The organism is Brevibacterium ammoniilyticum (assembly GCF_038429965.1).
Taxonomy (GTDB): Bacteria; Actinomycetota; Actinomycetes; order Actinomycetales; family Brevibacteriaceae; genus Brevibacterium; species Brevibacterium ammoniilyticum.
This window is the reverse complement of the sequence record NZ_BAABNP010000002.1, coordinates 377,813-391,143: the sequence shown is the minus strand read 5'-3', so window position 1 is coordinate 391,143 and position 13,331 is coordinate 377,813. Positions and strand designations below refer to the sequence as shown.

The 13,331-nt window shown below is 67.9% G+C and carries 9 protein-coding genes and 1 CRISPR repeat array; of the genes, 2 read left to right on the top strand and 7 right to left on the bottom strand.

The features are described from left to right. Positions 1-114: 114 nt before the first annotated feature. Positions 115-2,276: a CRISPR direct-repeat array (repeat unit 28 nt; unit sequence GGATCATCCCCGCGAGCGCGGGGAGCAC). Between the two features lie 416 nt (positions 2,277-2,692). The 4 genes from AAHA49_RS03795 to AAHA49_RS03780 all read right to left on the bottom strand — a co-directional run bounded on the left by AAHA49_RS03795 (position 2,693) and on the right by AAHA49_RS03780 (position 6,567). Next, on the bottom strand, positions 2,693-3,364 hold the full coding sequence (locus AAHA49_RS03795) for an MBL fold metallo-hydrolase (protein WP_342037249.1): 672 nt from the start codon (positions 3,362-3,364) through the stop codon (positions 2,693-2,695). Next, positions 3,361-4,455: an S-(hydroxymethyl)mycothiol dehydrogenase gene (locus AAHA49_RS03790; protein WP_342037248.1), complete on the bottom strand. Its 1,095-nt coding sequence runs from the start codon at positions 4,453-4,455 to the stop codon at positions 3,361-3,363. Before AAHA49_RS03790 ends, AAHA49_RS03795 begins: the two co-directional genes overlap by 4 nt. A 421-nt stretch (positions 4,456-4,876) precedes the next feature. Next, a complete protein-coding gene (locus AAHA49_RS03785; protein ID WP_339392298.1) occupies positions 4,877-4,981 on the bottom strand; it encodes a methionine/alanine import family NSS transporter small subunit in 105 nt (34 codons plus the stop codon). Further along, positions 4,981-6,567, bottom strand: coding sequence for a sodium-dependent transporter (locus AAHA49_RS03780; protein WP_342037247.1), 1,587 nt, complete (start codon positions 6,565-6,567; stop codon positions 4,981-4,983). Before AAHA49_RS03780 ends, AAHA49_RS03785 begins: the two co-directional genes overlap by 1 nt. A 212-nt stretch (positions 6,568-6,779) precedes the next feature. On the opposite strand from AAHA49_RS03780, the gene cysS reads away from it, so the two are divergent. Both cysS and rlmB read left to right on the top strand, forming a co-directional pair. Next, positions 6,780-8,231: a cysteine--tRNA ligase gene (cysS, locus tag AAHA49_RS03775; RefSeq protein ID WP_342037246.1), complete on the top strand. Its 1,452-nt coding sequence runs from the start codon at positions 6,780-6,782 to the stop codon at positions 8,229-8,231. Positions 8,232-8,287: 56 nt separating this feature from the next. Further along, entirely contained in the window at positions 8,288-9,229 is a 942-nt protein-coding gene (rlmB, locus tag AAHA49_RS03770; RefSeq protein ID WP_339392295.1) for a 23S rRNA (guanosine(2251)-2'-O)-methyltransferase RlmB, read from the top strand. Positions 9,230-9,388: 159 nt separating this feature from the next. Here the strand turns inward: rlmB and AAHA49_RS03765 are convergent, their stop codons facing one another. The 3 genes from AAHA49_RS03765 to AAHA49_RS03755 form a co-directional block, all read right to left on the bottom strand. Further along, the gene (locus tag AAHA49_RS03765; protein ID WP_342037245.1) at positions 9,389-10,873 is read right to left on the bottom strand and encodes an amino acid permease; all 1,485 of its coding nucleotides are present in this window, start codon (positions 10,871-10,873) and stop codon (positions 9,389-9,391) included. A gap of 99 nt (positions 10,874-10,972) precedes the next feature. Next, complete coding sequence (locus tag AAHA49_RS03760) at positions 10,973-11,836, bottom strand: SDR family NAD(P)-dependent oxidoreductase (RefSeq protein WP_342037244.1); 864 nt, start codon at positions 11,834-11,836, stop codon at positions 10,973-10,975. A gap of 205 nt (positions 11,837-12,041) precedes the next feature. Continuing rightward, positions 12,042-13,331: a DUF4032 domain-containing protein gene (locus AAHA49_RS03755; protein WP_342037243.1), complete on the bottom strand. Its 1,290-nt coding sequence runs from the start codon at positions 13,329-13,331 to the stop codon at positions 12,042-12,044.

Genomic DNA, 13,331 nt, shown 5'->3' with positions numbered 1-13,331 from the left:
AACTTCCATCCTCGGAGGGCCTCGACCCCTATCCAGCGACCGACGCGCCCAACCCGACTACACTCTCAGCTGCGAAGAGCCGGTTATCGGCGGTGTCAAGCCCGTTTTGCGATGGGATCATCCCCGCGAGCGCGGGGAGCACTTTACCTCCGTTGTCACGGAGCCACAGATGCTCGGATCATCCCCGCGAGCGCGGGGAGCACATGGGAGCGGCGCTCGCGGCGATGCTCACGGGGGGATCATCCCCGCGAGCGCGGGGAGCACGATGTTCACGTGTTCCTCACCCGCAAGCTCAACGGATCATCCCCGCGAGCGCGGGGAGCACCTCGGCGGAGCATTGCAGAAGTGGCGGGACGACGGATCATCCCCGCGAGCGCGGGGAGCACGGTTCGACCTCGCTGCCGAACCAGAAGATGTCCGGATCATCCCCGCGAGCGCGGGGAGCACGCCTGCAGCTTGTTCATCTGCGGGGCGCCCAGCGGATCATCCCCGCGAGCGCGGGGAGCACCCGAACAAGATCCCGCGAGCCCACCTCGACATCGGATCATCCCCGCGAGCGCGGGGAGCACGCGAGGATGCCGACTGCTGACTGTGCTGCGGTCGGATCATCCCCGCGAGCGCGGGGAGCACGGAGTTTCTCCTCCACGGCCCGTTCGAGGTCGAGGATCATCCCCGCGAGCGCGGGGAGCACTTGAGCCGGGTCTCGATCGCGGTGCGTTCTGCCGGATCATCCCCGCGAGCGCGGGGAGCACGAGGCCGACCCGGTTGAGGAGATCAAGGACATCGGATCATCCCCGCGAGCGCGGGGAGCACGCCCACATGGCTCACATCATCAACGACGACGCGGGATCATCCCCGCGAGCGCGGGGAGCACCGTTTCGCGGCCTCCTCGGCCAGAGCGGTGCCCGGATCATCCCCGCGAGCGCGGGGAGCACCACCCAGCCGGGAGCGCGAGCAGTGGCGGTGACGGATCATCCCCGCGAGCGCGGGGAGCACGTGCTCGCGAAAATCGACATCGGGACGGGCACGGGATCATCCCCGCGAGCGCGGGGAGCACCTTGGTCCCGCATTCGACCGGCGCGCCGCAGGGGGATCATCCCCGCGAGCGCGGGGAGCACACTGCTACCTGACCGGCGAAATCCACCGCGCCCGGATCATCCCCGCGAGCGCGGGGAGCACATGGTGCTCGTACCGAGTTCGTGGAGGCGCAACGGATCATCCCCGCGAGCGCGGGGAGCACGTGGCCGAGGTGAGCATCGACTGGATGACCACCGGATCATCCCCGCGAGCGCGGGGAGCACCAGGTTTTCCCGTCGAGCGTGACCCGCCACCCCGGATCATCCCCGCGAGCGCGGGGAGCACACTGACGGGTCGTCGATGTCTCACTACCCGCAGGGATCATCCCCGCGAGCGCGGGGAGCACACGCCGAAGGCCGGGTGGATGTCCGCTGCGTGCGGATCATCCCCGCGAGCGCGGGGAGCACTGACCGACCACGTAGTCCGATGAGTCTGCATCCGGATCATCCCCGCGAGCGCGGGGAGCACATCGGCGAAGCGAAGCGGGTCTGGATGGTCATGGGATCATCCCCGCGAGCGCGGGGAGCACGTTCGCTGAGGATGCGACCGCCGAGGTCTCCTGGGATCATCCCCGCGAGCGCGGGGAGCACCCCGCCAGGTCAGCGCGCTTGAAGATCGTCACCGGATCATCCCCGCGAGCGCGGGGAGCACGGTCGATGACGTGGTTGAGGATCGCCCGATAGGGGATCATCCCCGCGAGCGCGGGGAGCACTCCGCGCCCACCGGCAACGGAGAGGCGATGACCGGATCATCCCCGCGAGCGCGGGGAGCACATTGAGCGTGGCGGCTTGCGCCTTGGCGAAGTCGGATCATCCCCGCGAGCGCGGGGAGCACACCCCGTCATCAATCGCCTCGGCGTCGAACACGGGATCATCCCCGCGAGCGCGGGGAGCACATCGCGTGCCTCCTCTTCGATCTCGTCGGCTCGGGATCATCCCCGCGAGCGCGGGGAGCACGGAAGTACGGGCTCGGGGATGCGTTCCCAGCCAGGATCATCCCCGCGAGCGCGGGGAGCACCGTTGCGTGTACGGGTCGACCTTGATGCCGCCGGATCATCCCCGCGAGCGCGGGGAGCACTGGTCCGAACATCATCAGCCGGCCGCGTACGGGGGATCATCCCCGCGAGCGCGGGGAGCACCGGCTCGCCTACGAGCAGGCCAGCCGCAGACGGGGATCATCCCCGCGAGCGCGGGGAGCACACTTGCTGATCTGCAATGATCTTACCTGCTTCGAGCTTCCTCAATGAGTTTTGAACTGACCCGTCGTTGCAATACCAGCAGCGATTTCGGCTGCGCCTGTGCCACGTTCCGTTCAGATCATGGTCGACGAAATCAGAACTGCGACTGCCGTCTGCTGCCTGCCGTCTATTTGACGCGCCAATGATGGTCAGAGAATTCGACGACGTTGTGCGGAGAGTAGACTGCGTGGCGGACTCGGCATAGCGCGAATCGCTTTCCCTGCATGTTCACGCCGGGATGACCCGAGTTAGAAGTTGGCTGTGGCCGCCAGTCGACTATTCTCCCCGCCTTTGCGGGGACGAACACGGCGCCTCAACACCCGACATCGAGTGTTGAGGCGCCGCATGCGTCAGCGAGGAGAGCTCAGCCCAGATCCGTCAGGACCCCCGCTTGATCCACTCCTCGAGACTCGGCTTCTCCGCCTCGATCGACGTCGCGTCGCCGTGGCCGGTGAGGACGACGGTCGGATCGGGCAGGGTGAACAGGCGGTCCCTGATGGACTCGATGATCGTCTCGAAGCACGAATGCGAGCGACCCGTCGCCCCGGGCCCGCCGTTGAAGAGCGTGTCTCCGGAGAAGAGCACTGGACCCACCGCTGCCCCCGCTCCCGCCGAGGCGGGGACCGGCATCCCGGTCTCGATGAAGAAACTCGTCGACCCGGGGGAGTGGCCCGGGGTGTGCAGGGCGCGGATCGTCACCCCGCCGACGCTCCACGTGTCCCCGTCGGCGATCTGCCCTTCGGGCCGGTAGTCGTCGTACGTCATGTCCCACAGCACGTAGTCATCGGGATTGAGGTACACCGTCGGATTGCCCACGCGCTGCGCGAACTCCCGCACCACACCCACGTGGTCGTCATGACCGTGGGTGAGGAGAACAGCCTTGACCTCTCTCGCACCGACCGCCTCGGCGATGGCATCGACATCATGGGCCGGATCGATCACGATGACCTCCGAGTCATCCCCGACGATCCACACATTGTTGTCGACATCCCACGTCCCGCCGTCGAGCGAGAACGTCCCGGAGGTCACGACATGCTCGATCGCGGTCACGGGAACACCACCACCGACCGCAGAACCTCGCCCCTGCCCATCTTCGCGAACGCCTCCTCGACGTCGCCGATGCCGATGCGCTCGGTGACGAACTTCTCCAACGGCAGGCGCCCCTGCTCGTAGAGGTCGACGAGCATCGGGAAGTCCCGTTCGGGCAGGCAGTCGCCGTACCACGACGACTTGAGCTTCCCACCGCGACCGAAGACGTCGAGCAGCGGCACGCTCAGCTCCATCTCCGGCGTCGGCACTCCGACGAGGACGACAGTGCCCGCGAGATCACGGCCGTAGAACGCCTGCCGCCATGTCTCGGGCCGACCCACCGCGTCGATGACGACATCGGCACCGAAACCGTTCGTGCGCTCCTGGATCGCCGCGACGACCTCGTCCTCGCTCATGCCCCGCGTGTTCACGGTCTCGGTCGCCCCGAGGTCCTTCGCCCACTCGAGCTTCGCATCGTCGATGTCGAGGGCGATGATGGTCCCAGCCCCGGCGAGACGCGACCCGGCGATCGCGGCACAGCCGACACCGCCGCAGCCGATGACCGCCACGGACTTCCCCCGGGTCACCTCGCCGGTGTTGATGGCCGCACCGATGCCGGCCATGATGCCGCACCCGAGCAGCCCCACGACCGCCGGATCCGACTCGTCGACCTTCGTGCACTGGCCGGCAGCGACGAGCGTCTTCTCCGCGAACGACCCGATGCCGAGCGCCGGAGTGAGCTCGGTGCCGTCGGTGAGCGTCATCTTCTGCTCGGCATTGTGCGTGTTGAAGCAGTACCACGGCTCACCGCGCTTGCACGCCCGGCATTCGCCGCACACGGCACGCCAGTTGAGGATGACGAAATCGCCGACCTTCACGTTCGTCACCCCCTCACCCACCTCGGCGACGACACCGGCCGACTCATGGCCCAAGAGGAACGGGAAGTCATCCGAGATCCCGCCCTCCCGGTAGTGGAAGTCCGTGTGGCAGACCCCGCACGACTGGACGTCGACGACGACCTCGCCGGGACCGGGGTCGGGAATGACGATGTCGGTGAGCTCGACCGGGGCACCCTTGCTCCGTGCGATGACGCCCTTGACGGTCTGTGGCATTGCGCCTCCTAGGGGAGATCGGCGGCGACGACAGCGACGCTGCGACACGTGCCGATGGACTGTTCGTACGCTTCCCACCCTAACCACGCACCCCTGCCGGCGACCAGCACGTCCGGATGGCGTGCGACCGGTGCCCACACGCCGAGGCGGGGGTCGGTTCTCAACGGGTGCGCGCCGGAGTGGGGCCGGGTTCTCATTCGTCGCCGAGGTGGGGCTGGGTTCTCGAAGGGTGCGGACCGGGGTGGGGCTGAGTCGTCTGCGGACAGCGAAGCGGGGCGCCTCCCGAAGGAGACGCCCCGCTTGAACGCTGTCAAGAAGTCCCGGTGCGCAGAACACGTGCGCCGCGCTCGGACTTCTTCCTCGCGGTCACTGTGGTGCGACGACCACTGGTGCGACGATCACTGGTGCGAGGATCAGGAGATCACTCCTGGTCCGGGTGCTTGCGCAGATGCACGATCGCAGCTGCCAGGCCGCCCCAGACCGTGACCATGGCGATGATCATCATGACGATGGCTGAAGTTCCCATCAGTTCCCTCCCTGCGTGGTCTCGTCCGCTGCGTGGCGCCCGGTCGGACGCTTGATCTCTTCGGCAACGGAATCGGCGATCGCCTCATCGGCCGCCTCAAGTGTGCGACGCGGCCACTTGATGAGCGAGAGGACGATCGAGATGACGATGAGCAGACCGATCATGCCCCAGCCGAAGACGCCGATGAGCGTCGCCGGGTACTCGCCGTAGCCCTCGTTCGCATACGTGATGATCTGGACGATGAGCATGTAGAGGAGCACCAGAGTGGTGACTCCGCCGAGGATGATCATCCAGAACCAGCCCACTTTGAAGCTCGAGATCGCGTTGAGATGATCCCGGAGTACCGGCAGCTGCCGGGCGAACCAGCCGACGACGATGAGGCCGACGACGGCGGCACCAACGATGCCGATGTTGTTCGCGAAGGCATCCATCGTGTCGAGCACATAGAGCGCGGTGACCGTCGACATGAGCAGGATCGAGATGATCGCCATGACGCCGCCGACGAGGAGGACCGACGCCTTGTTCCCGACCCCGAACTTCTCACGCAGCGCCTGGATGGGCACCTGAACGATCGAGATGAGCGAGGTCAGACCGGCGAAGACGAGGCACGCGAAGAACGCGAACCCGAAGAGTCCGCCGCCGGGCATCTCGGAGATCAGCGTCGGGAAGGCGACGAAGGCCAGGCCGATGCCGCTGGTCGCGACGTCGGAGACCTGCGCGCCCTGCGCCGCGGCCATGAAGCCGAGTGCCGCGAAGACGCCGATGCCGGCGAGGATCTCGAAACCGGAGTTCGAGAACGCGACGACGAGACCCGAACCGGTGAGGTTCGTCTTCCGCTTGAGGTACGACGCGTAGGTGATCATGATGCCGAACGCAATCGAGAGCGAGAAGAAGATCTGCCCGTAGGCCGCGATCCACACCGCCGGGTTCGCCAGCGCTGAGAAGTCCGGCGTGAAGAGGGCGTTGAGGCCCTCGGCCGCACCGGGCAGGAACAGCGCCCGGATGACGAGGGCGAGGAAGAGGACGATGAGCAGCGGAATGAAGATCTTCGAGAAGCGCGCGATGCCGTCCTGGACGCCGAGGAGGAGCACCGCAAGGGTGATCACCCAGACGGCGATGACGAGCAGGAGGATGGTCGGCACGAACTCCATGGAGACCCCGGGGTCGCCCATCTTGAGGAAGCTGCCGAAGAAGTACGTCTCCGCATCGTCGCCCCACGCCTGGTTGAGCGAGAAGAACATGTACGCGCCGGCCCAGCCGATGATCGCCGCATAGTAGATGGCGATGACGACGGCGACACCCGTCTGGAACCAGCCGATGGGCTCGGCGACCTTCGTCGCCATGCGGAAGGCCAGCGGAGCCGAACCGCGCGAACGGTGACCCATCGCGTAGTCGAAGAAGAGCAGCGGGATGCCCGCGGTCAGCAGTGCGACGAGGTAGGGGATGATGAAGGCGCCGCCGCCGTTCTCATACGTGACATACGGGAAGCGCCAGATGTTGCCGAGGCCGACAGCCGAACCGATGGCCGCGAAGATGAACGCGCCGCGGGTGGCGAAGACCTCCCTCTGGGGTGTGGATGTTGACATGATGACCTTTCGTTTCACGCCGCACATGGGCGTCGGTGCCACATGGATGCGGATGGTTGCCCACCAGCTTACTGGGAGTTGTTTGAGAACAGTGCTCCGCATCACGTGTCGTGGGTCACAATTGGGCACCGATTCGATCACCGTCGCGCCGACCCGGGATCGGGTACCTGACCAGGACCACCTCGGCGGGGATGGCCGGTAGACTTGGGCGGGTGACTATCGCTCTGTACAACACCGCCTCCCGGACCACCGAAGACCTCCGACCCGTCGTCGACGGCCACGTCGGGATCTACGTCTGCGGCGCCACGGTGCAGGGTCAGCCGCACATCGGGCACCTGCGCTCGGCCTCGGTCTTCGATGTGCTGCGCCGCTGGCTGCTCTACCGCGGCTACTCCGTCACCCTCATCCGCAACGTCACCGACATCGACGACAAGATCCTCTCGAAGTCCGTCGAGGAGGGACGCTCGTGGTTCGAACACGCGTTCCTCTACGAGCAGGCGTTCACCGCGGCCTACGACGCACTCGCCGTGCTCCCGCCGAGCTACGAACCGCGCGCGACCGGCCACATCACGGAGATGCACGAACTCATCGCGCGTCTCATCGACGCCGGTCACGCCTACCCTGCCCTCGACGGCAGCGGCGACGTGTACTTCTCGACGACCTCATGGCCGGACTACGGGGAGCTGACGAACCAGCGCCTCGACGACATGGAGCCGGCCGAGGACTCGGACATGCGCGGGAAGAAGGACCCCCGCGACTTCGCGCTGTGGAAGGCCCACAAGCCCGGCGAACCGGAGAGCGCCTCGTGGCCGTCCCCGTGGGGACGCGGCCGACCCGGCTGGCACATCGAATGCTCGGCGATGTCGACGAAGTACTTGGGCCCGCACTTCGACATCCACGGCGGCGGCCTCGACCTGCGCTTCCCGCACCACGAGAACGAACTCGCGCAGTCGCGTGCGGCCGGCGACGCGTTCACGAACATCTGGATGCACTCGGGCCTGCTCAACGTCGGCGGCGACAAGATGTCGAAGTCGCTCGGCAACTCGATCTTCGCCTCCGACCTGTTCGCACAGTTCAGCCCCATCGCCGTCCGCTACTTCCTCACGAGTGCCGGCTACCGTTCGGTGCTCGAGTACTCGCCCGAGGCGATGGAGCGCCAGACCGCGTCACTCGAGCGTCTCTCGAACTTCCTCGACCGCGCCCGTCAGGCGCTCGGCGAGGACGCCCCGGCCCTGCCGAACGTCGAGACCGCCTACGCGGACCGCAGCGTCGATGTGCCCGCCGAGTTCGCGGCGGCCCTCGACGACGACCTCGGTGTGCCCCGTGCCCTCTCCGTCGTCTTCGCCCGCGTCACCGAGGGCGCGAAGCTCCTCGACTCCGGTGCGGACAAGCCGGGCCTGGCCCGGATCGTCGCCGAGGTGGAGCTCATGCTCGACATCCTCGGCGTCAATCCCAGCGCCGAGGTGTGGGGCAGCGGAGAGGACGACGCACCGGCCGCGGCCGCCCTCGACTCCCTCGTCGGGGATCTTGCGCGCAAGCGGATCACGGCGAAGGCGGAGAAGGACTACGCGACCGCGGATGCGATCCGCGACGAACTCGCCGCCGCCGGCATCGCGATCGAAGACACCGCCGACGGCTACCGCTACCATCTCAAGAACAGCTGACCCTGCCCGACGCATCGGGACACTGACGGCAGCACCGACGAACCAAGAGGACTGACATGGCATCGAATCCACGCTCCGGCGGGTCGAAGAAGAAGGGCCCGCCCAAGGGGTCGGGCGGCAAGAACCGTCGCGGACTCCAGGGCAAGGGACCGACGCCCAAGGCCGAGGACCGCGTCTACCACAAGGCGCACAAGGCCGCGCAGGCCAAGCGCGCCGCGAACGCCTCGGCGCAGGCGAAGCGGAAGAAGAAGGAGCTCGGGCCGAACATGGTCGCCGGGCGCAACTCCGTGCTCGAAGCGCTGCGCGAGGAGGTGCCGGCGACCGCGCTCTACGTGGCCAGCCGCATCGACTCCGACGACCGGGTCAAGGAGGCCATCGCGCTGGCCGCCGGTCGCGGCATCGCGATGCTCGAGGCCAGCCGTTCGGATCTCGACCGGCTCACCGACGATGCGATCCACCAGGGCATCGCCCTGCAGATCCCGCCGTACGAGTACGCCGACCCGCGCGACCTCCTCGAATTCGCGGCCGAACGGGCCGAGACCCCGCTCATCGTCGCCCTCGACGGGGTGACCGACCCCCGCAACCTCGGGGCCATCGTCCGCTCGGTCGCGGCCTTCGGCGGACACGGAGTGATCATCCCCGAACGCCGTGCCGCGTCGATGACGGCTGCCGCCTGGAAGACCTCGGCCGGTGCCGCCTCGCGGATCAAGGTCGCCCAGGTCGTCAACCTCGCCCGCGCGATCGACGAGCTGAAGAAGCAGGGCGTCTTCGTCGTCGGCCTCGACATGGACGGCGACGTCGACCTGCCGGAGCTGAGCTTCACCACGGACCCGCTGTGCATCGTCGTCGGCTCCGAGGGCAAGGGACTCTCCCGCCTCATCGCCGACAAGTGCGACCAGATCGTCTCGATCCCGATCGCCGCCACCACCGAGTCGCTCAACGCCGGCATCGCCGCGGCCGTGAGCCTCTACGAGGTCGCCCGCGCCCGCCGCGGCTGATCCATCCCAGCAACCTTGAGGGCGCTGAGCAACCCTGCGCAGGGTTGCCGAGCGCCCTCACGGTTGCTGGAAGTGAACGTCGGCGGCGCTGACACGCCGGCCGGCGGCAACAGGCTCGCCGGCCGGCAACAACAGATCCGCCGCCGGCCGGCAGAGCGCTCAGGCGCTGAGGCTCGTGCGGTAGTCGGCGTCGCTCATCGTGCCCACGCGCGAGTGGCGACGGCTGTAGGCGAAGTAGATGAGGACGCCGACGAGCATCCAGATCCCGAAGACCGCCCAGGTGATCCCGCTGAGGTTGAGCATGAGGAATGCACACGCGAGCGCGCCGAGGATGGGGATCGTGTACCCGAGCGGCGCCTTGAAGGAGCGCTCGAGCTCCGGCTTCGTCACCCGCAGGTAGATGACGGCGACGTTGACGAGGCAGAACGCGAAGAGCGTGCCGATGCTCGTCGCGTTCGCGAGCTCTCCGAGCGGGATGAGCGCGGCCGTGATCGCCACGAGGGTCCCGGTGACCAGGGTGCCGATGAGCGGGGTTCCCGTGCGCGGGGAGACGACGCCGAAGAAGCGCGGCACCATGCCGTCACGCGACATGGTGAGCAGGATGCGCGACTGGCCGTAGAGGACCGTGATGACCACGGAGAAGATCGCCAGCACCGAGGAGGCCGCGAAGAGGAAGACCGCGAAGTTCGACTGCGTGATCTCGTGGACGATCTGGACGAGCGGCGCCGTCGAGGTCTCGAACCACTGCCATTCGCGGGCCCCGATCGCGGTGACCGCGACGAGGACGTACATCGAGGTGACGATGACCATCGAGAGGATGATCGCCCGCGGCAGATCCCGCTTCGGGTTCTTCGCCTCCTCGCCTGCCGTCGAGGCGGCGTCGAAGCCGATGTAGGAGAAGAAGACGATCGAGGCGGCCGCCGTGACACCGGCGGCGCCCATCGGCAGGAGCGGTTCGAAGTTGCCGGCCTTGAACGCCGTGAACGCGACGATCGAGAAGAAGACGAGGATGCCGATCTTGACGAAGACGATGATCGTGTTGACGACACCGGACTCCTTCGCCCCACGCATGAGGAGGATCGTTGCAAGCACCACGACGATGAGCGCCGGGAGGTTGATGACCCCTCCGGGCTGATCGGGACCCGAAGCCAGCGCCGGAGGCAGTTCGAAGCCGAAGATCCGCAGGGTCTCGTTGACGTAGTCGGCGGCACCGACAGCCACTGCTGCCACGGACACCGCGTATTCGAGGACGAGGCACCAGCCGCAGACCCAGGCCACGCCCTCACCGAGGGTCGCATACGTGTACGAGTAGCTCGACCCGGACACCGGCACCATGCCCGCCATCTCCGCATAGCTGACGGCCGAGAGCAGGGCGGTGATGCCGGCGAGGATGAATGCGATCCACACGCCGGGTCCGGCGATCGGCACGGCCTCGCCGAGGATGACGAGGATTCCCGTGCCGAGGGTGGCGCCGACGCTGATCATGGTGAGCTGGAAGACGCCGAAGGTGCGCCGCAGCTCCTGCGAATTCGCGTCCTCGGTGTCCTTGATCATGCTGGTGATCGACTTGCGGCGTCCGAGCTGACGGACGATTCCTGGGCGCTGCCCCGACGGTGGTGCAGGCGTAGTCTGCGGAGAACTCATTGAGCCATTGTCACATGGTCCCGGGAGACCTCCGTCACGCAGGTCCCCGCAGCTCCTCCCGGCTCATGAGCGCAGGCGTCGAACCTCCAGGCCAGACCCTCACACCTCGGGTGTGAACCGCCCGTCGTGGGCCATCCATCCGCCGTCGACGAGCAAGGAACTGCCCGTGACATACGCCGAGGCGGGGGAGGCGAGGAAGAGCACCGGACCGGCGATCTCGTGGAGCCGACCCCACCGGCCGAGCGCCGTCTTGTCCGCATACGCGCCCCACCACCGCTCATCAGCCTTGATCTGCTGGGTGAGCGGTGTGTCGAAGGGGCCGGGGAGGATCGCGTTGACCCGCACCCCCTCCGGCCCGAGTTCGCTCGCGAGGGTCTTCGTCAGCTGGACGACACCGGCCTTCGCGGCCGCGTAGATCCCCTGCCCGGGTTCGACGGTGATCGCCCGGAAGGACGCGAAGGTGACGATCGAGCCCCGACCGCGTTCGGCCATCGCCGCGCCGAAGCCGCGCATGAGCCGGTATGTGCCCTTGAGGTTGATGTCGATGACTCGGTCGAACTCGTCGTCGGTCGTCGTGGTCAGGCGTTTGCGCACGTTGGCACCGGGGGTGACGACGAGGATCTCGGCGTCGGGGTGGGCGGCGACGAGCGCGTTGACCGAGTCCGTGTCCGTGATGTCGACGACGGCCGCCTCCGCCGGCTCCCCGCGTCCGTGCCGACCGTGAGCACCGTCCTCCGCCGAGGTGGCCCCGTCACCCGAGCCTCCTGCCCGGGCGGCGATGAGGCGGACGGTCTCCTCGGCGCCGGCGGCGTTGAGGTCGGCGGCGACGACGTGGGCCCCGGCGTCGGCGAGGCCGAGCGCGCTCGCCTGCCCGAGCCCCGATCCGGCCCCGACGACGACCGCGGTCCGCCCGGAGAGGTCGAAGAGGCCGGGGAGCGGAGGATTGTCGGCGTTCGTCGGCATCGGAGGTCCTTCCTTCCGGCCGTCATGGCCGGGCGCAACAGGGTGCGCGCTGCATCGTTGCAGATCCGAGCACCCGAAGTGATGGTTGAGCCCAAGCTATGCCCGCCGAGGCGGCCCGGCCACCCGCGTCCACGTCGTGGAATCCGCGTGCCCGGCCCCCGCCCGGACCCGCCCCCGCAAGCGCGCAGACGCACCCACCCGACGGTCACCTCGGCGGGGGTTGGACGTACCGGGATTCGTCGGGCAGGTTCGCGAGGTCGTCCATGATGAAGTACGCGATCGCCTCCCGCAGCGGAATGTCGCGCTGCCTCGCCTGCGCCATGACGCGACGGTGCTCGGCGAACTCGTAGAAGATCTGCCCCGGTTCGAGCTTGTTCATCAGGCTGCCGGGGATCGCGCCGATGAGCGGTTTGTAGACCTCGTCGAGCCAGATCCGCGCGGCCTCCTCCTCGCTCAGCTCCGCGGGCATCTCACCGGACCCGTGGGCCCCGCCGGTGAACCCGGGCGCCGTGCGATACGAGTCGAGGTCGTTGAGCATCGCCCTGGCCTGGTTCTCGTTCGCCCCGATCCCGGTCAGGCGCAGCAGCCTGCGCGAATGGTGGTTGGGTTCGACGACCTTCGGTTCGACGAGGAGGCTGACCCCGTCGAGGTCGGTCGTGACGGTGAGTTCGCCGAGGTCGAAGCCGAGGTCGTTGAGGCGGCGGATCCGTTCGTCGATGCGCCAGCGTTCGTTGACGGAGAACTCCTCGACCCGGGTGAGCTCGGCCCACAGTCCGCTGTAGGCCTCGAAGAGCCGATCACCGGCGGCGAGCGGGTCGACGGAGGACTCGACGAGACCGGCGGCCTGAAGGTCGAGGAAGTCCCCGGCGATGTTCGTCCGCGCGATCCGCAGGTCCATCTCCCGCTGCCCGGCGGAGAGCCGGTCGTGCAGCTCCCCGGTCTCGGCATCGACGACATAGGCGGCATAGGCGTCGGCGTCGCGGCGGAAGAGCGTGTTCGACAGCGAGACATCCCCCCAGTAGAAGCCGACGAGGTGGAGGCGGGCGAGCAGCACCGCGAGCGCATCGACGAGGCGACCGGCCGTGTCCTCAGCCAGCGCCCGGGAGAACAGCGCCCGGTAGGGCAGGGAGAAGTCGAGGTGCGTGGTCACGAGCGCCCCCGGCAGCTCCTCACCGGCGGCGCTGCGCCTGCCCGTGATGTAGGCGCGGGGTTCGACGCTGGGCACGTCGAGGTTCTCGAGCACGCCGAGGATGTCGAACTCCCGCAGGGCCTGCCGGTCCTCGGTCTCCTTGATCGCGAGCAGTTCGTCGCCGTTCTCGATGAACCGGACGATGTGGCGGGAGATGCCGCGGGGGAGTCCGCCCATGAGGTCGGTGGGCCAGTCCGCGAGCGGCAGCTCCCACGGCAGCTGCGCCAACATCGCATGGTCGGCGGGGTCGACGGTGTGGATCGTGGGGCCCGAGGCGGTGGTCTCGGCCCCTGCGGAGGCCGGCAC

Excerpts from the sequence above, each read along its gene's own strand:
- AAHA49_RS03790 (WP_342037248.1), bottom strand. The coding sequence starts at position 4,455 with ATGCCACAGACCGTCAAGGGCGTCATCGCACGGAGCAAGGGTGCCCCG.
- AAHA49_RS03785 (WP_339392298.1), bottom strand. The coding sequence starts at position 4,981 with ATGGGAACTTCAGCCATCGTCATGATGATCATCGCCATGGTCACGGTC.
- AAHA49_RS03780 (WP_342037247.1), bottom strand. The coding sequence starts at position 6,567 with ATGTCAACATCCACACCCCAGAGGGAGGTCTTCGCCACCCGCGGCGCG.
- rlmB (WP_339392295.1), top strand. The coding sequence starts at position 8,288 with ATGGCATCGAATCCACGCTCCGGCGGGTCGAAGAAGAAGGGCCCGCCC.
- AAHA49_RS03765 (WP_342037245.1), bottom strand. The coding sequence starts at position 10,873 with ATGAGTTCTCCGCAGACTACGCCTGCACCACCGTCGGGGCAGCGCCCA.
- AAHA49_RS03760 (WP_342037244.1), bottom strand. The coding sequence starts at position 11,836 with ATGCCGACGAACGCCGACAATCCTCCGCTCCCCGGCCTCTTCGACCTC.